Consider the following 18,053-nt stretch of genomic DNA (forward strand, 5'->3'; position numbering starts at 1 on the left):
TGATATTTCGCTTCCTCACAGGGACTCGCTCTGCGTGTCCCTGTTTGCGGCGAGCGCTTCCCTCTTATTTTTTTCCGCCACTGACCTAGACCAGTGGTGCGATGACTGCTGGATAACATCTATGAGCTTTGCAGGAAAAAACCTTACTCAGGGCGGGCAGATGACCGCCTACCGCTGGCGCATGTTCTTACAGGTAAACAACTGGATTGGCTTCTGGGTGTTCGTCCTGTTCTTCGCGCTGGCGGCGATTATTTTTGTATGGCGTGTGCCACAGGAGGTTATGGAAAACGGTGCCTGGTACTGGTTTTCTGACTTCAACAGCAGCTTTATCGATCTGATGCCCAAAGGTGGCAAGCAGTACAACATCCATTACTACTACGCACCTGGGAACGTCACCTACACACTGAAAATGACGCTGGCGCAGATGCATGCCGATCCGTACATGAAAGTCATGGGGGAGCGCTTTCTGACGCAGCTGCAGATGGCCACACTGGTCAGCAGCATCTTCAGTTTCGGCGTGTTTCTGGCCATCGCTGTCTATATCGCCCGGATAGGCAGGCGCGAGAGTGAGGATGAGTATATTTCCGGCATGCTGCTCACCGAGAAGCCCGCGGAAGTGAATGCGCTGCTGCGCAAAAACGGCGAGCTGTCAGATTTACGCGTGGGTGACCTGCATATGGTACAGCGTGCGGAGGTGATGAATTTCCTCATCCACGGCACCATTGGCGTAGGTAAATCCACCCTCATTCGCTGGCTGCTGCAGCACATTCGCAAACGTGGCGACAGGGCCATTATTTACGACTCGGGCTGCACCTTTACCGAAACCCATTACAACCCCGCCACCGATATCATTCTCAACCCCCATGACGAACGCTGTGCTAACTGGCATCTGTGGGGGGAGTGCGTCGATGCCGTCGATTTCGACAACATGGCCTCAAGCCTGATACCGGTTGAAGGGGACTCCGATCCGTTCTGGGTCTCCAGTTCGCGGACCATCTTTGCAGACCTGGCAATCCGTATGTCAGCCGACCCTGAACGCAGCATCGAGAAATTCCTGAAAACGCTGCTGTCGCTCGATATGAAAAGCCTGCGCGAGTATCTGGCCAACACCCCGTCCGCCAACCTGGTGGAAGAAAAAATCGAAAAAACCGCCATCTCGATCCGCTCAGTGGTGACCAACTATGCCAAAGCCCTGCGTTACCTGCAGGGGCTGGATGATGGTGTGAAGCCCCCGTTCACCATTCGCGAATGGATGACCACGCCGGCGTATGACAACAGCTGGCTGTTTATCTCCACTCAGGCACGTCACCGAAAAAGCGTGCGCCCCCTGATATCCCTGTGGGTATCACTGGCCACGCTCATGCTGCAGTCGATGGGGGAAAACAGCGACCGCCGTGTGTGGTTCATTTTTGATGAAATCCCGAGTCTGCAGCGCATCCCGGAGTTTAACGAAACCCTGGCGGAAGGCCGTAAATTTGGCGGCTGTTTTGTACTGGGCGTACAGAACATGGCGCAGCTGGTTCACGTCTACGGTCGTGAGCTGGCCAAAAGCATCTTTGACCTGCTGAACACCCGTATGTATGGCCGTTCCCCCAGTTCTGAGATGGCAAAACTGGTTGAGGAGGAGCTGGGGAATCAGCGCCGCAAGGAGATACGTGAGCAGAACAGCTACGGTCTGGACCAGGTGCGCGACGGTATCTCACTTGGTAAGGACAAGGTGAATAATCCAGTCGTGGATTACGAGCAGATCATGCAGCTGCCGAACCTGAGTTTCTATGTGCGCCTGCCGGGCGAATACCCGGTGGTGCGGCTGAAGCTGAAATTCCGTAAGCAGGCCAAACCTAATGTCGGCCTGATTGAGCGCAATATCCGCGACGCACTCAGCCCTGAGCTGGAAAAACTGGTGCTGGAAAACGAGCGAGCCAGTGCCGCTGCCGGGGTTAACTTCCCGACTGGTGATGAGTCACTGGAGCGCCGTGATACTACTGCGGCAGAAAGCAGCGTCACTCTGTCATCAGAGATGCTCCGCCCTGCCACGTCGAACGAGCCACGGTCCTCTACAGGCACATCCAGCGCGCCGTTAATGACAACCGTTGAGAAACCGGCTCCGGCTCATGAAGCTCAACCCCCGACTGCTGTAACCCAGCCGGCACAATCTGTCTGGCCACAGCAAACCCCATCACCTGCAAAGCCTGTTTCTCCGTCGCGGCCACTGACCGGCGCGGCGCGGCTTTCCGCGTCCGATACCGCCAGTCTGGATGCACTCGACCGGCTCAAAAAGTCCCGACGCAGGGTGCAGGCCGAAGGCAGTGATGAAACCGATGCTGCCGCAACAGATGGCGGGGAGTCGCTGAATCTGGAGATGGACGTGGCTGAACTGGCAGACGGCGGGTTGCAGCTGACCACTGCCGGCACAGACCGCACAGATGACGACGTACCGGAGCATCACCGCGCCAGCCGGCGCATGGCTCAGGAAGAAGAAAACATTCTGCGTCACCGGGAGCACGACGATCCGGGATATGACGCTGATTACGCACGCTACTACGACGACGGAGAACTTGAAAGATGATGTCAGTCGCACCGGTAGCCTCGGCCGGCACAGCCGCAGGCTACTACAGCAATGCCGATAACTACTATTTTCTGGGCAGCCTACAGAGCCTTTGGATCGGTGAGGGTGCCCGTGAGCTGGGACTGGAGGGAAATGTCCGCGGGGACGATCTCACTGCGGTACTGGAGGGCCGTCTGCCGGACGGCTCCCGTCTCGGTAAGGAGATGAACGGGATTCACGTTCACCGTCCGGGACACGACCTGACCTTTTCTGCACCCAAAAGCGTGTCCATTCTGGCGCTGATTGGCGGTGACAAGGACATGCTGGAAGCGCACGACCACGCTGTGCGTGTTGCGGCCGGCTATGTAGAAAAGCTTATCTCCGCGCGCGACACAAAAGACGGGGTCACCTCCATTATCCAGACAGGCAAAATGGTGGCTGCTGCCTATACCCATGACACGTCGCGTAACCTTGACCCGCAGCTGCACACACACCTGCTGATCGCAAACATGACGGAGCTGAACGGTAAATGGAAGGCGCTGGCCACGGATTACATCCACGACGCCGGCTTTATCGAGACGGTAATGAAAATGCAGGTCACGCTCGGAAAAATTTATCGCGGCGCACTCCGTGAGCGCGTGGAAGCGCTGGGCCATGACGTGGAGACGGTCGGTAAGCACGGCATGTGGGAAATTAAAGGCGTGCCGGAAGACGTCCGCGAAGAGTATTCCTCACGCGGTCGGGAAATTCAGGGGGCAATTGGAGCTGAAGCCACATTGCGCAGCCGTGATGTGGCCGCCAAAGATACCCGACGCGCTAAAGTTGACCCCTCACGTCTGCGTCTTATGGAGCGCTGGCAGACCCAGATGAAGGAAAAGGGCTTCGACCTTAAAGGGTATATGGAAAGCGTCTCCCCCCGCGAGGATCGTGAAACGCGTTATCCGGAGCCGGTGCCGCCAGCGCCAGTCGAAAAAAACGGGCCGGGTATCACGCGGGAAAACGAGAACATCCCGGAAGTTGCCGCCCGGCCTGAGCGTGCACCTGACACGCCGGCAGCGCCCCGCAGCGATCGTGAAGTACCTGAGCCGTCACCGGCAATGCCAGGCGATCACAACCGGCACGACCTTACTCCGTCACACGATAAACAGCCTGAACCTGCCCCCCGGTCGGTGCCGGAACCACGTACTCCTGTTGCGGATAAGCCCGCCCCGGCATTACGTCAGGAAGTGCTGGACGCCGTAAAAATGGCCGTGTCGCAACTCAGTGACAGCAAAACCCGCTTCACCTGGGGAGAGCTGATGCTCACGACCACCGAGTTCAGTGACAAGCTTCCGGATATGAAAGAAGTGAAGCAGGCCATTGATGCCTCGCTGAAGGAGGGGCTTATTATCCCGCTGGACAGTGAAAAGGGCGTGTTCACATCCCGTATTCACCTGCTCGATGAGCTGTCCATCCAGGCGCTGAGTCAGGAGCACATCAGGGCGGGCAGCGTGGTGAGCTTTACCCGGCCAGAGCTGTACGCCCCTGCCTCGCTTGAAGTGGTCGAGCAAGACAGCCTGGTGCTGATGAATGCACCCGGCGGTGTTGCCGGTATCCGGGGGCTGACTTCACAGATTGCCGGTATCGCCATCGGTCACGGGCGCGAGGTAAGCGTGCTCGCCAGTTCAGCCGAACGCGCCACATCGCTTGCGAAAGACGAGACCCTGCGTGAGCGGCTTATCAGTCGCCAGCATGTCGTGAGCGGGGAATTCAGCCTGAAGCCCCAGAGCACGCTCATCATCGAAGGGGCGGAACGTCTGGGACTTAAGGAGACACTGGTGCTGCTCGGCGAGGCGCGGGTGAAAGACGCACAGCTGGTCTTTCTGGACAGTGCCGGTCGCCAGGCCAACGGGAACGCCATGTCGGTGCTGGAGTCTGCCGGCGTACCACGCAGCCGTCGCACCGAGCCGTCTCCCGGGCTGGAAACGGACGTGGTGAGCATCCCGGACAAACGTAACCGCTACGAGGCGCTGGCCAACCGCTTTGCTGAGCTGAGCGCCGGCAGTGAGCCGGTAACGGCGGTGGTCATCGGGCAGCGAGAGCAGAAGCAGCTGACGGGGCTTATCCGGGATGCGCTGCAGAACGCAGGACAGCTTGAGCGTGACGGTGTCACGGTGGAAGCCCGCTCGCCGGTCTGGCTTGACGGCAAAACCCGGCGTATGCCTGGCTCGTACCGCAGCGGACAGGTTCTGGAGGACCGCAGCGATGCGCGTGAAACGCGGCATTACGTAATCGACCGGGTACATGAGGATACACGCATGCTGTCACTCATCGACGGCGATGGCGTGGTGGTTCGCCAGAAAATCAGCAGCCTGACCGCCGACTGGCGTCTGTATAACAGTGAAAACATCAGCGTGGCAGAGGGTGAAAAACTGCTGGCCGTTGCCGGTGATAAAGCCGCCGGCCTGAAAGCCAAAGATCGCCTGCAGGTGACCGGCGTGAGCGACAGGGGTATCGAAGTGGTACGCGACGGTAAACCTCTGGTACTGCCTGCTGACCGCCCGCTCTATATCACCCACGGGTATGTGGCCGCTCCCGGCGGGCGGGATAATGACAACGGCACGGTACTGGCCGCGCTTAACAGCCGGGATATTACCGCCCGCACCATGAATTCCCTAGCCCAGTCCGGGCAGCGTGCAGAAGTGTTTACCGCCGAAGCACAGGACCGGGCTGAAGCCCGCCTTCAGCGTATGACAGACCTCAGCTCACCCGTACAGCTGGTTCGCCGGCTCAGTGGTCAGGAGGACGTGTCACAGGCCGTTGGCACACTGCAGCAGGGCGTGAAAAGTGACGCCGCGCTTGCCGTGCACCGCGCCATCGCGGATCAGCGGTCGGTGGTGTTCAGCGAGCTGAAGCTTGTCGAGGCTGCGCAGGGTTTCCACCCGGATATGGTGGCGGTCGGGCGCGAAGTCAGCGCAATGGTGAAAAACGGTGACCTGATCACCGTTCCCAACCGCGGCGAGCCGCTGCTGGTCTCGCGGGCAACCTGGGAAATGGAGAAAGCCATTCTGCGTACCATTGAGGCTGGAAAAGACACTCAGGAGCCGCTGATGGAGCAGGTTGACCCGAAACTGCTTAATGGCCTGACGTCAGGACAGAAACAGTCAGCGATGCTCGTACTCGGCAGCCGGGATCAGTTCACCGGTATTCAGGGTTACGCCGGGGTGGGTAAAACCACGCAGGTGGGGGCGGTTAAGGCGGCAATCGAGACCCTGCCGGCAGATGTCCGGCCGGAACTGCGCGGGCTGGCGCCGACACACCAGGCGGTTAAGGAGCTGAAGGACGTGGGCATGGTGGCCCAGACGGCAAAATCGTTCATCGTTGAGCATGATCAGCTGGTCGCGGCCGGCCAGAAACCTGATTACCGTAACCAGGTGTTCCTGATTGATGAATCCTCAATGCTGGGTAACCAGGACACCGCGGCCGCGTATCAGGCGATACAGGCCGGCGGAGGACGCGCGGTCTCGATGGGCGATATCGATCAGTTTGAGTCAGTGGACGCCGGTGCACCCTTTAAGCTCATGCAGGAGCGCAGCCCGATGGACGTGGCCATCATGAAACAGATCGTGCGACAGAAGGACAGTAACCTGAAAGACGCCGTCCACGACATTATCGATAACCGTATCGATGCCGCCTTGCGGCGCATTGAAAGCCAGCCGACAGACAAAGTGGACCGGATCAGTGATGCTCCGGTCCCCCCTTCCGGCCTGACAGAAACCGGCGATCCGGTAAACGACATCGTGGCGGACTGGGCGGGCCGGACACCGGCGGCGCGCGCCCGGACCATTATCATCACCCAGCTTAACAAGGACCGGCAGGCGGTTAACCAGGGTATTTATCACAGCCTGGCAAAAGAGGGCTCGCTGGGACGGGAGGAAGTGACGGTGCCGGTACTGGAGAAAATCAGCCGCACCCGTCACGAGTTCAACAAAACCGCGCCCTGGCAGAAAGGTATGGTGGTGAAACGGGGTGAGCGGTATCAGGATGTGATTGCCGTTGACCGGAACGGCTCACTCATCACGGTTCGGGATGAGAATGGCGATCTGGGGATGTATTCCCCCCGAGAGTTGCTGACGAACGATGTGCAGCTTTTCACCCGCGCGAAGATACCGGTGCGTACCGGGACAGAGCTGCGTTTCACTGCCACTGATCGTGAGCAGGGGCAGACCGCTAATCAGCGGTACACCGTAGATACCATCAGGGAAAACGGCGAAATGGTGCTGCGGGGCGCTGCCGGCACAAAGGTCATCAACCCGAATGAAGTCCGGGCCGAGCAGCATATCGATTATGCCTGGGCCGTGACCGGTTACGGCGCGCAGGGGGCCAGTAGTGATTATGTCATCTCACTCGAAGGTACCGATGGTGGCCGCCGCAATTTGGCCACGCAGCGGGCGTTTTATATCTCCACATCGCGTGCCAAAGAGCATGTGCAAATCTATACCGATGGCAGGGAAAAATGGATACAGCGGGTTAAAAGCGGGGAGTACGAAGACAAGACCGCGCATGACGCTCTGAAGCCGGAAACCGAACGTAAACAGGCGAAGGCAATCTGGGCGATGGGCCAGCCGGTGAGTAAAACCGCCATTGGCAGGGCATGGTCCCGTCATCAGGACATGGGCAGCAGCAACCTGACTGCCCGTATCATCCCGGCTACCCGTCGTTTTCCGGAGCCATCACTGGCGCTGCCGTTGTATGACAACAATGGTAAAAGTGCCGGTCTGGCGCTGGTTTCTCTCGTGGCCAGTAATGAAGGCCGGCTGACGCAGGGGGATGTGCGTATGGTGGCCACACAGGGCGCGCGTGCAGCTGTACTGCAGCGCAGCCAGACCGGTCATACACATGTCGTGAAAGACATGGCTGAAGCACTGAGAGTCGCACGTGACCATCCCAGAGACGGAGTGGTGTGGCAGACCAGTGAGCAGGATGTCTCCGGACAGCTGATGAAAATTACTAAGGGTACAGATCAGCTGGCAGAACAGCGCCGGGCACAGAGCATTATTCAGGAGGTACCAGAAATCCGCTTGCCGGCAGACGTGCAAAAGGATGCCGAGAACGCGGTGGCACAAAAAGCTCAGGAGGCGCTGCAGCAGGAGCGTGAGAGGGAACAAACCGACGCCAGCCGGATTATTCGTGACGCCCTGTCACTGCCGGATGCAGCCAGAAGCCGCGAAGAGGGACTTAACGCCGCGGCTGAGACGGTATCCCGTGGCATGGCTGACCGGACGCCGGAAAACATCAGGCTTCCGGATGACCCGGAGATCACGCGTAACCAGAGTGAGCTACAACGCGCTAGACAGGTGCAGCAAGACCTTTCCACACAGCAGGAGAATATCCGCCTGCCGGACACCGGCGAACGCGGGCGCGCCATCGAGCGCGATGAACCCACCCCCGTACAACATATCCAGAAAGAACGCTAACCACAGGAACCTGAACATGCTGATTAAAACAGTTATTGCCACAGTAGTTACAACATACATTGGGTTTTCTTCCATTGCCCTCGCATCGACACCGGCGCCGGTATTCACGCCTGAGCAGGAAGCCCGGATTGGTGAGCTGGCCGAAGCGTACCTGCTGGAACACCCGGAAATACTGGTGCAGGTCAGCCAGAAGCTGCAGGCGCAGCAGACCGCCCGGCAGCAGATGGGGTTTGCCCTGAACGTCATGGAACATCAGGAGGCATTGCTCAATGACCCTGACACGCCGGTAACAGGTCCGAAGGAGGCAAAGGTGGCAGTAATCGAATTCTTTGATTACCAGTGTGTCTTCTGCAGCCGACTGGCACCGGCGATGGAAGACGTGATGAAAGCCAGCCCCGACACACGTTTTGTGTTCAAGGAATGGCCCATTTTTGCGCAGCGCTGGGAAAACTCACAAAAAGCAGCCGAGCGCGGTGTGGCTATCTGGAAAGAAAAAGGCGCGGAGGCTTACCTGACATATCACAGCGGCATCTACCACACCGGACATAGCGAAGGCGAGCTGACAGAACTGGACATTAAAACCGCCAGCGCAGCTGCCGGGTACACCCCTGTTAAGCAACTGGTGATGACTTCTGCTCTGGATAAGACGAACGCGCTGGCTCAGGCTCTTGGCCTGACCGGTACGCCAGGTCTGATTGTAATGCCGGTAAAAAATGCCACCCCGGAAAAAATTACGGTGTTCCCTGGCCTTGCTACGGCCGAACAGATCCTGTCTGCGATTGATAAAGCCAGCAATTAAGTAACAGAAAGTCGTACTTATCCGCCAGAAAGTATCCTTCTCTTCACCTTTCCTGAGGCCGCACTCGCATGTGGCCCCAGCTTTATTACGCTTCCTCGCCAGTTCGCTCGCTGTCGCTCGGTCTCATGGTTGCGGCGAGCATATGCATAAAAGGAGAATGTGTTCAGGACTTAAACAGCCGGCCATCAAAATCAAAGGGCACTGTGACTGCGTTACTCACTACCTTTCTGAGACCTGGATAATGAGGATTTATAAGGAAGTTGTGTTCAACAGGTAATATAGCGCTGGGAACCGCGAGCGCGAGTGCATTACCCTCCTTGATCCATATATCACCTATTGTTCGGACGTTATCAGGGGAGATTGGTGCATCCCAGTTTCGTGGCAAGGCTTCAATATCTAATACTTCAATAAGAGAGTCCGGGACGTCAATCGTTAGTAAGGTATATTTACCTAATCCGGGCGCCTCATGCATATGTACCAGCACTTCCAGAACTGCCAGAGATGCGCTACCAGTAGCGTATACCATCGCAGTACCTTCATGATTCCACCGTCCGCCATAATCGCGAGCGCCACTGCCGGTCCACGCCTCGGAGGCATAGCGTGTTTTTGTTAAGCGAAACAGCTTCACGAAAAGACGCCATGCTCGAGCCGGTTTATAAGTTTCAGCACTTCGAACGCACCAGCTTCAGAAGAAAGTAAATCAGCAGGTTTTTCCCATCCAAGTCCTCGAACAGGCTCATTCAGCCATTTCAGCGCGGCACCCTTGTCACCTTCAAACATCTCTACAGCCCGATCCATAACCCGTATCAGACGTACAAGACGTTCACTTTGTTCAGCAGTAAAACGGGCTTTGCTACTACGATTGAACGTTGTGCCAGGTATACCGGTCATATGACGTAATTCTGTTTTAGAAATGTTGGTCCATCTGGTGATTCGTTCAGCAACATCACCTTCAAGCCCTTCTTCAATCTGAGCTAGAAGTCCGAGGCCGTCACCACTGCTGAGGCCAGCGAACTGCCAGAGACGTTGTTGTTGCTTAGAAGCCAGAGTAGGGGAGTAGACTTTCATAAATACCTCCATTTGGTCATAATTTTACGTCCAAATGGTACAAAAAGAAAGGTTGCTACTATAACTTTGCGGTTACTACCATAGTCAAAGTTAAGCTCAGACCTCCGGAGAAGGGCAAAACTCAAATGTCTGCTTTGTGCCAGAAGCGGACGTTGCAAGGCACATAATGGTTCATTAAATGGCAGGGAATAAAGCAGGACAAGGCTTACATATGTCCTGTTCTGAGCGCATTTCTGTCCTGATGCATTCGCGGCGTGGGCCGCCGCCGGACTTTCCGCGCCGCTGGCCCTGCTGCACGTGCTGGAAAAAGACGGCCATCCGACCGTCTCTGACCTGAGCGGCAGCATTAGCATCGTCAGCATAGAACTGCTGACCGAAGAACTCGTGCGGGTTGATGTGTTCCCATCTCCAGCGGAGATAGATGGGTAAACCTCGCCGTTAAATAACGCCGTTAAAACGCATAACTTCGATAACGACCAGTCCGATGGCAAGAGCGCTAGTCGCAAACAGCAAGTAATCGCGCAGTCCTGCACGTTTTAACCGAGACGTCTTCTCTAATTCGCTGACCCGCGCTGCGATGCCTGTTGCGACGTTTTCCTGCAAGGTCAGCTTGTCCATCAGTAAGGCCAACTGTTGCTGGTACTGATCCGCCTGCTCTTCAAGGGCCAGAGCCAGCTTCCCTGACTGTTGCCCTTGCTCCTGCTGCTGTCGCTCGAATTTTGGGACAATCTGCTCCAGGAGGGCAAGCTGTGTTGCGTGCTCATCCTGACTTGCCTGCAAACGTTGAAGCATCTCCTCCTGCTGCCAGCTCAATGACTGTAACCGGTTAATCTCCTTTTCATGTTCCTCGACACGCTGTGCCTGTTCCAGTTTATCTTCCACCTGGGATTTCAGATGTTCAAGAATAGCCAGTGAGTTTTCACGGCTGCTGAGATCCAGCATCGTGTCGTTGTGTTTCAAGTCTCGAATCGTATTCATTAACGCCAGATGAAACTCTTTCAGCACGACATTTTTTTCTGACTGGATTTGTAATAAACACTCGATCACTTCTTGGGTGATATTCAGACTACCACCCAGGCTTGCAATCATCGTAGCTAAGTCAGTGTCATTTCTCGAGGTGAGACTGCCACCCCAACGCGCCAAAAAACCCCGATTATTAAAGTTATCTGCCGCTTTTTGTATCCCTTTACTTCTCTCTTGTTCCTCTTTCAGCTTTTTGCCTATTTCGTGAAGATTTTTTTTGAAACTGGCGATGCTGGAGCCTTTGTTATTCTCAACAATCGTGACAACCGTCATATTAATGCGCTCCCAGCTTTTTAATCTCTTCGGCAAGAGAGAAGCGAGTCAGTCTGATTACATCATTGTTCAGTTCTGCCGTATGCTCCCGGGTTTCACTCATCAGATTCACCGTGCTACCTGCATATTTTTGCAGTTCAGCCACCATACCCACACTAGTTTCATGGTTAGCAATCAACTGCTGGAAAGCCTCCCGTCCTTCTGAGATATAGGCAGGTTCCGTTGAGAGTATCAGGCTGACGGCTTTAGGGACGATATCGGCCAAAAGGTAGCTGCTCAGCCCAAATCCCATCGCGCACAGGGAGGCAGAAATATAAGGGGCAAAGGGAGCCAGTGGAGCAAAAAGAGCCACCATACCGGATTCAATCACCGGTTCTACCGCATCCCAGAACACCAGAGTCCCGCTGGTGATAATGACCTCAGAAACCTTATAGATGGTTTCTTCCCTTGTCATGGTTTTGCTCCCCTTCATCAGCGAGAGTGCCGCCATGCCCAGATCATAGATATTTTTTGCTAACTGATAAATTTTCCCGATTGCCTGAGACAGTGCATTTAACACGAACTCGAATAAACCTCTAAGCAGATTTAACGGGGCTTTTATCAGGTTAACGATAACCTGCCATATTTTATCAAAAAAGCGTTTTAGCCGGATTTTCACCTGCGCTTTCTGGGTGATAAACAGGTCAACAACTTCATCCTTCAATGCTTTAATCATCGTGTTACTGAGCGTTTCAAACACATCCCACCCGACATTTTTCAATGCCTCTTTACCTGCGCCAAAGGCCAGACCTCCCACCTCGTTTGCCGCATCTTTCATTTTTTTTGCTTCGATATTAGAACGTGTACCCTGTTCTGTGCACAGTTCTTCTTTCTTATTTACCGGGGGTTTCTCATTTTTTAAAATGTTAGCCTCGACCGCTGCTGCCGTCTCAGCCGAATCCATGACCACAAATTTGACGGTGCAGCCCTCTTCAAACTCCGCAGCCATTTTGTATTTTGTGCCATTCTTTTCGGCGTTTTTATTTTCATTCAGATGCCCGGCATGCCACCGTTTCTGTAAATCCTTCGCATCGCCGATATACCGAACCTCACCGGCGCTGTCATAAACCACATAGACACCCGGGGAATTTGGCACATCTTTCAGGCCTTCCGGCACACCATTCTTGATCGTGAACTGGCCATCAAACTTCATGGTGGAAATAGAGGAAATGCCATGAGTAAAACTTTTGCTTATCATTTCCTTCCACTGAACACCCCGATTCGCCACGGCAAGCACACTCGAAGACGACGTGGCGTTAAGCGTATCATCCACTGTTGTACTGAGGTTCGGGGCCTTGGCATTCGGTTGAGAATTTCGTTTATTACGAAAACCGCCGATTAGTTTTCGTGCAACATTATCAACGGTTTTATCAACAATACTGTTCAGCAGGGGGTTAAGAGTATTGAGTTCCGGGTATTCCTGAACCATGGTAGATGATGACATAATGGTGTGTCTCTCAGGCTGTGGTTGAAAGGCCTATTTCCCACTCGAAGTGCAACAAAAAATAACGAAAGCACCGGAATGGCAGGCTCCGAGTGAACGTGTTAAGGTCAGTTAAGGGTGATCAATCTGTTGCTTTTATCAAGTTAGAGTTGATTCTACGTTGGAATCGTCAGCCATGCATCTATAGAAAGAGCCATTGAGTCATTGAAACGAAAAGGCATTCCGAATCGAGAGCAACTGGTATCTCATCTTTTCCCCCTGGGTAGGGAACATATCAAGCTGAGTGGAGATTACGTCTGGCGTTAAATCTTAAGCTGGGGTCCGGGGAACTGCACTCATGACCATTTCCTCGATGAGTTCCTTTCACTTTACCCCCGGAAAAAAAATGATGATAAGAACCCCACAAAGTCAATGTAGCGCAGACATTAGCATTGAGCCTCAACAACTACGGTGCGTTAAATGTATCTTATGTTAAATTACCTACTGTCACTCTCAAAGATAGATATAGCTCCCAGCAATAATATTGCTGGGAGCCTAGATATAAATCAAAGATGATTTATATCTACAACATTTAATTAAATACCAAGATAGTTCGTATATAAATAAGCAAATCCATATCGGGTTTTACTTCCGACCATATACGGAGTTATTATTTTATTTGCAATCAAAACTTGTTTAAACTCAGCCAGAGTACCACTTTGAATTATATCATTATCTCCATGATTGCCTTTCACCTCTTCGAGCAACCTATCGAAAGTACTCTCATTTAGCACATTTTTTTTGTAAAATGGACTGACTTTATTATTCGATAAATCTTGACAGAAACATTTTACAAACTCATTACCTTTTTCGTTCCAAAGATCTTGAAGATATTTGACAACAGCATTTTTACGGACTTGCTTACTCGTACAATATGCTAATCCGATGATAGAGTTTTTACGATAACCTTTTTCGTCGTCTTGCTCGTCTTGTTCAATGATAGCATTAGTCAAAAGATCAATAAATGGTCGTAGATTTACAGTTTTATCAGCACTTTGAATATTCCTAAACAGATCTTCGTATGCGGTGCTGAGCCTGCCGTTTTTCTTGGGCTTAGGATCTCCGAAGAAAGCATTTATGACAGGTTGAATGAGATACTTATCCAGTGGAAGTTGATTATGGACTATATTTTTAGTTTTAAGTTTTTTGTGGATTTGCTGAACAAGTATAGGACTGGGCAAATAAATATTTAAAAATTCGAAAAAATTGTCCTTTGAATAATTAAAAACAATTTTTAAGAAATAAGAGAATATCTCATTTTGACTCCACTCTAAATCTATTACTCTTGGAGTAAATGAGTTCTTATTAGTTAAATTCCCTAATCTTTCGTAGAGATCTCTACGCAAAAATAATTTAGGGTGAATGTTTTCATACGAAAACCGCATGGCTATTTTTACTAATGGAGAGATAACATCGTTCCACATGAAAGGCTGAACTATATTATCAAGCTGGTCGAATGTAACCATGAGTCTTTTATCTTCGCTTTTAAGCTTATCATTTATATCGTTGAGTTCCTCCTCAATCTTCGCGTATAGTTCAGCATCTGTGATAAGGCTTATTATCTTGTCACGGGCTTCAAGATTGTCTAAACTTATCATTAACTCAGGATATTTACCCCCATAGCTACTACGTGAACAGATTGCATTCCATATAAAAAACATCCAGAATCGTTTAATGAAAAGTTCATCTTTACGGTGATTATCAAATCCTAAAAACTCGAAATTATCACTTTCGAAATTAGTAATATTCAGCACGTTATAATCAAGGTGAGTTTTTTGCGCTTTTGAGGTAAGCATTTTAAAGAAACTATCGATCTGAAGTGCTTTATAAAACGCTGTTTTACCAGTCCCTTTATCACCTAAAAGAATATTTTTTTCTGGAATGAACAAATCTTCCATGCATGGACGAAAATAGAACAACTTCTTTATATATTCATCAGAGTATTCAATATTTTCAGCATAAAGATCAGGAAGCTTATCTCTTAAATCGTCCAATACTCTATCTTGAATTGTGAGAAGGCTATCATTTCCAGCTGAGTTTATGACTGCAGCAGAGCTTACAACTTTAGTAAGTGTAAAATCATATTCTAACCCACTACTTTCAATAGTTAGCTTAGGCATGCTTTGCTCAACGTCAATTACTTTTTTCGTCAAGTCATCTTCAAGGATTTTATAGCTTTCAGATGTTACCTCGTTGATATACTTGAAAAATTTTTGATACTGGGTTGAACCATTCTCTCCATTAATAAAATCGTCAAGATCATCTTTATCTTCAAGAGATGTACCGATATATTCTAATGTATTTTGTCGATCAAAATAAAAAACCTCAGCATCGAAAGAAGAAAGCCCTTGTATCTGATTTAAAAAATTATTATAGCGGCGACTAAAGTTACTGCTTATGATTGAAAGAATGAAACAGGCATTAATATTCATCTCATTTAAAGTTTTCGTAACATATTCTATTCCCGGTTGATTTTGCGCATCATCACCGGCTAAAACGACTACATTTTTTGAGATTTGGGCGAGAGCACCAAAGGTGTTGTTAAATCCTGTTCTTGAATCGATTAAAATCACGTCAGGTTTAAACTGATGGTTTATTTCATTAACAAGTTTTTCAAATGTATGAGTTAATCTATCACCTTGCAGGTCCAGTTTAGCTAATCCTTCTAGGTAGCTAAGTAAATCATCACTATTGTGCATTAGATTACCAGCAGACATTAAATTAATTGTTCCACTGCCAGCGTAACTTTTCTCGATATTATATATATAATCATTTAAACTAGATGATTCATCAAATGACTTATCATTTAAATACTCTATAATACCGCCTTTACAATTATCAGTTTGCGCGCTATTAAAAAAGTTTATTAACCCTGGCGCTTCAAAATCACAATCTATAACAAAAACATTCTTACCTTGTCGCGCTAAATAAGTGGCCGTAAGTGCGAGACTTGTAGTTCTACCAACTCCCCCTTTATAGCTAAAAAAAGTAACAACATTACTTTTGTTATTATTTTTTTTCTTCATATTAAGTAATGCACTAAGCGATCGTCTCAACCCTAAAGACGTTTTTTCTTTTTCGAAAAGATGAACGTAATCTTGATCATTTGCATTTTTTTCGGATAAGAATGTAAAATCGAGATTTTTATTACCCAACTCGGTTAAAGATGTTTTGCTCAAATAAAGGTCATCCAACTTTTGGATTTTTTCGCTAACAATATATATCTCAATGTTATTATTAATCCTTAACTCTATATAATAATCAATAATATTTTTTTGATAAATATTTTCTTTAAGATCGTCTTCGAATCTTTTAATAAAATCAATAGATTTAAGCATGTTAATCCCTTACATTTTCTTTAAAAAATTGTTTGTATGTGTGTAAAGCTCTTTAATTTCAGCATAATTAACATCCAAAACTGTGTATCTAATCTCCGGAGACCAAGAGTTCAATAGTTTGTTAATTGTACTTTTTTCACTTTCGTGATTCATGTCACTTACTAAAGAATCCAAAAAGTTTTGTAGTTTTTTAAAATTATGAGTTTTAATTCGTTTTTTGTAATCAATCCCTACTTTATTACATTCAACTTCATCGACTTCAGAATCAACATTAAATTGCATCAGTTCGAAAATCTTGAATTTTAAAGAGCATTCGATTATATAGCCAGAAAGGTAATATAAACTTAGCACTAAAAATTTATACTCATCATTAGATATTTCATTATCTTGATAGCTATCGATTTTATCTTTTAGCACCCGGCATGTATGATTATGTCTTTTTGCAGAAGATAAAAATTCAGGATACTTCATATGCCCACCTTACAATGAGATTATTCTTGTTATGTTAACAATTTCTATCAATTTTTCAATCCATTTATAAGGTAAATGATATTCGTATAACCTCTTGATTTAACTCAATTTTTACTTTTTTATTGGGATGGTGTCCTGATTGTGAAATGCGCTTGTTTTACGTTGTAAATCATTAGCAAAGTTGGAAAACCTATATAATAATGAATCAAAATCTAAAAAATAAACTAGTTAAAAACCCTTCAGTTAAAATTTTTTAATGAAGCATTTAAGGATTCATATATGGCATAAGCGAATACATGTTATTAATTAACTATGAAAATTTTATCTCGAGCAAGCTTCAAACGAGCATCGCCTCGCCGATCATATTTTTGCGTGGTGCTTACGCTCGCATGTCCCAATGCATCTTTCACCGTTATTAAATCCTCTCCGCTATCGAGCATAGCCGTGGCAAATGTTCTTCTCAGATCATGAGGAGCACATCGAACAATACCGGCCATTTGTTGCCGAACTTGCAGAATGTGGTACACAGCCTGATCTGTTAACCTGTCTTCGGTCAGCGTGTCGTGCCGGCGAATACGAACAAATAGTGGCCCTGCGTGTTCGCCCCTGATCTGCTCAATCCAAACCATCAATCGCTCCCAAGCTCCGGCAGGAACATACGAGACTCTCATCTTGTTCCCTTTACCATGCACTTTCAGCGCTTTTTCCTGAAAGGAAATATCGTCCCAACTGAGCGAGACTGCTTCTGTACGGCGCAAACCGCAGCCTAATATTACCCCTATAAGCGCAGCATCACGTAATCCCTTACTGGTGTGGTCGGCATCACATGCGGCAAATAAAGCAGAGATTTCTTCCTTTCTGAGAGCCCTCCCGCGCGGTAGAACGTTTCCTCTGACTGAGCGAACGGCACGGATATGCTGATAGTCTTCCACACTCATCAGTTTCAGCATCCATGCTTCGGCAGCTACTCCCCTCAGGGCCGAAAGATAGGTGTTCACCGTGGCCACTGCGAGGCCGGAATCCCGCAGCATATCGACCAGCGCCATGACATGATGTCGGCGAATCGATCCCCAGCTACAGTCTGATAAATCTGACGCACCGAGAATGCGGGCCACAATGTTGAGAAACGAGGCCATGGTCTGCCGGCTGCGGGGCGAGTTCAGGGAAAGCAGATAGGCCCGGGCGGGGTTAACTCCCGTTACGTTGTCACCGGTAAGGGCCCGCATGGCATAAATATCATCATGTCCGGGTGTGATCTCCGGTAAAAGCACAGCGCCGGTATGTTCGTTATCTCTGTCAGTTGTCATCGGCCCATCCTGCTCAAAACTCCCCCATGCCTGCAAAACGGTGCTCATCCAGGCGTTGCGCTACGTGAAATCTGACGTACCAGACCCCTGCCGGAGCTTATCAACTCATCTCTACTTTTTCAAAGGTACATTTTAATAAGCAGAGATTTATTCAATCCACCTCATCTAAGAATATCTATACAGAGCGTGTTTCAATAGACATAAGCTAGCTCATGCTTGTACGATAGGATCACCGCTAATAAAAACAG

10 protein-coding genes are annotated in these 18,053 nt (G+C 49.8%); 3 read left to right on the top strand and 7 right to left on the bottom strand.

Annotated features, from left to right (window positions below; translation table 11 throughout):
* Nucleotides 1-121: 121 nt before the first annotated feature.
* From traD to DW58_RS01615, 3 genes are read left to right on the top strand one after another with little or no spacing between them, the layout of a single operon-like run.
* Nucleotides 122-2,569 (top strand): type IV conjugative transfer system coupling protein TraD, encoded by a 2,448-nt coding sequence (traD, locus tag DW58_RS01605; RefSeq protein ID WP_024548198.1) that lies wholly within the window; start codon nucleotides 122-124, stop codon nucleotides 2,567-2,569.
* Nucleotides 2,566-8,004 carry a conjugative transfer relaxase/helicase TraI gene (gene traI, locus DW58_RS01610; protein WP_024548197.1) on the top strand — a complete coding sequence of 1,813 codons (5,439 nt, stop codon included), beginning with the start codon at nucleotides 2,566-2,568 and terminating at the stop codon, nucleotides 8,002-8,004. Before traD ends, traI begins: the two co-directional genes overlap by 4 nt.
* 16 nt (nucleotides 8,005-8,020) lie before the next feature.
* Entirely contained in the window at nucleotides 8,021-8,803 is a 783-nt protein-coding gene (locus tag DW58_RS01615) for a DsbA family protein (RefSeq protein WP_024548196.1), read from the top strand.
* A gap of 163 nt (nucleotides 8,804-8,966) precedes the next feature.
* On the opposite strand, the gene DW58_RS01620 is transcribed toward DW58_RS01615, so the two are convergent.
* The 7 genes from DW58_RS01620 to DW58_RS01650 all read right to left on the bottom strand — a co-directional run bounded on the left by DW58_RS01620 (nucleotide 8,967) and on the right by DW58_RS01650 (nucleotide 17,724).
* Entirely contained in the window at nucleotides 8,967-9,431 is a 465-nt protein-coding gene (locus tag DW58_RS01620) for an RES family NAD+ phosphorylase (protein WP_024548195.1), read from the bottom strand.
* Entirely contained in the window at nucleotides 9,428-9,871 is a 444-nt protein-coding gene (gene parS, locus DW58_RS01625) for a type II RES/Xre toxin-antitoxin system antitoxin (protein WP_024548194.1), read from the bottom strand. The genes DW58_RS01620 and parS overlap by 4 nt, the downstream gene beginning before the upstream one ends.
* Nucleotides 9,872-10,309: 438 nt before the next feature.
* The gene (locus DW58_RS01630) at nucleotides 10,310-11,167 is read right to left on the bottom strand and encodes a hypothetical protein (RefSeq protein ID WP_024548193.1); all 858 of its coding nucleotides are present in this window, start codon (nucleotides 11,165-11,167) and stop codon (nucleotides 10,310-10,312) included.
* 1 nt (nucleotide 11,168) lies between these two features.
* Nucleotides 11,169-12,650, bottom strand: coding sequence for a GIY-YIG nuclease family protein (locus tag DW58_RS01635; RefSeq protein WP_081706553.1), 1,482 nt, complete (start codon nucleotides 12,648-12,650; stop codon nucleotides 11,169-11,171).
* Nucleotides 12,651-13,225: 575 nt separating this feature from the next.
* Nucleotides 13,226-16,027, bottom strand: a complete 2,802-nt coding sequence (locus DW58_RS01640; protein ID WP_024548191.1) for a tyrosine-protein kinase family protein — start codon at nucleotides 16,025-16,027, stop codon at nucleotides 13,226-13,228.
* 9 nt (nucleotides 16,028-16,036) lie between these two features.
* Complete coding sequence (locus DW58_RS01645; protein ID WP_024548190.1) at nucleotides 16,037-16,498, bottom strand: hypothetical protein; 462 nt, start codon at nucleotides 16,496-16,498, stop codon at nucleotides 16,037-16,039.
* 302 nt (nucleotides 16,499-16,800) lie between these two features.
* Nucleotides 16,801-17,724 carry a tyrosine-type recombinase/integrase gene (locus DW58_RS01650; RefSeq protein ID WP_152525616.1) on the bottom strand — a complete coding sequence of 308 codons (924 nt, stop codon included), beginning with the start codon at nucleotides 17,722-17,724 and terminating at the stop codon, nucleotides 16,801-16,803.
* Nucleotides 17,725-18,053: the final 329 nt, after the last annotated feature.

It is taken from the genome of Siccibacter turicensis LMG 23730, assembly GCF_000463155.2.
In the GTDB taxonomy this organism is placed as follows: Bacteria; Pseudomonadota; Gammaproteobacteria; order Enterobacterales; family Enterobacteriaceae; genus Siccibacter; species Siccibacter turicensis.

What these genes read in the sequence shown, in the direction of transcription:
- DW58_RS01630 (WP_024548193.1), bottom strand. Translation starts at nt 11,167, where the DNA reads ATGACGGTTGTCACGATTGTTGAGAATAACAAAGGCTCCAGCATCGCC.
- DW58_RS01635 (WP_081706553.1), bottom strand. Translation starts at nt 12,650, where the DNA reads ATGTCATCATCTACCATGGTTCAGGAATACCCGGAACTCAATACTCTT.
- traI (WP_024548197.1), top strand. Translation starts at nt 2,566, where the DNA reads ATGATGTCAGTCGCACCGGTAGCCTCGGCCGGCACAGCCGCAGGCTAC.
- DW58_RS01645 (WP_024548190.1), bottom strand. Translation starts at nt 16,498, where the DNA reads ATGAAGTATCCTGAATTTTTATCTTCTGCAAAAAGACATAATCATACA.
- parS (WP_024548194.1), bottom strand. Translation starts at nt 9,871, where the DNA reads ATGAAAGTCTACTCCCCTACTCTGGCTTCTAAGCAACAACAACGTCTC.
- DW58_RS01615 (WP_024548196.1), top strand. Translation starts at nt 8,021, where the DNA reads ATGCTGATTAAAACAGTTATTGCCACAGTAGTTACAACATACATTGGG.
- DW58_RS01650 (WP_152525616.1), bottom strand. Translation starts at nt 17,724, where the DNA reads ATGCGGGCCCTTACCGGTGACAACGTAACGGGAGTTAACCCCGCCCGG.
- DW58_RS01640 (WP_024548191.1), bottom strand. Translation starts at nt 16,027, where the DNA reads ATGCTTAAATCTATTGATTTTATTAAAAGATTCGAAGACGATCTTAAA.
- traD (WP_024548198.1), top strand. Translation starts at nt 122, where the DNA reads ATGAGCTTTGCAGGAAAAAACCTTACTCAGGGCGGGCAGATGACCGCC.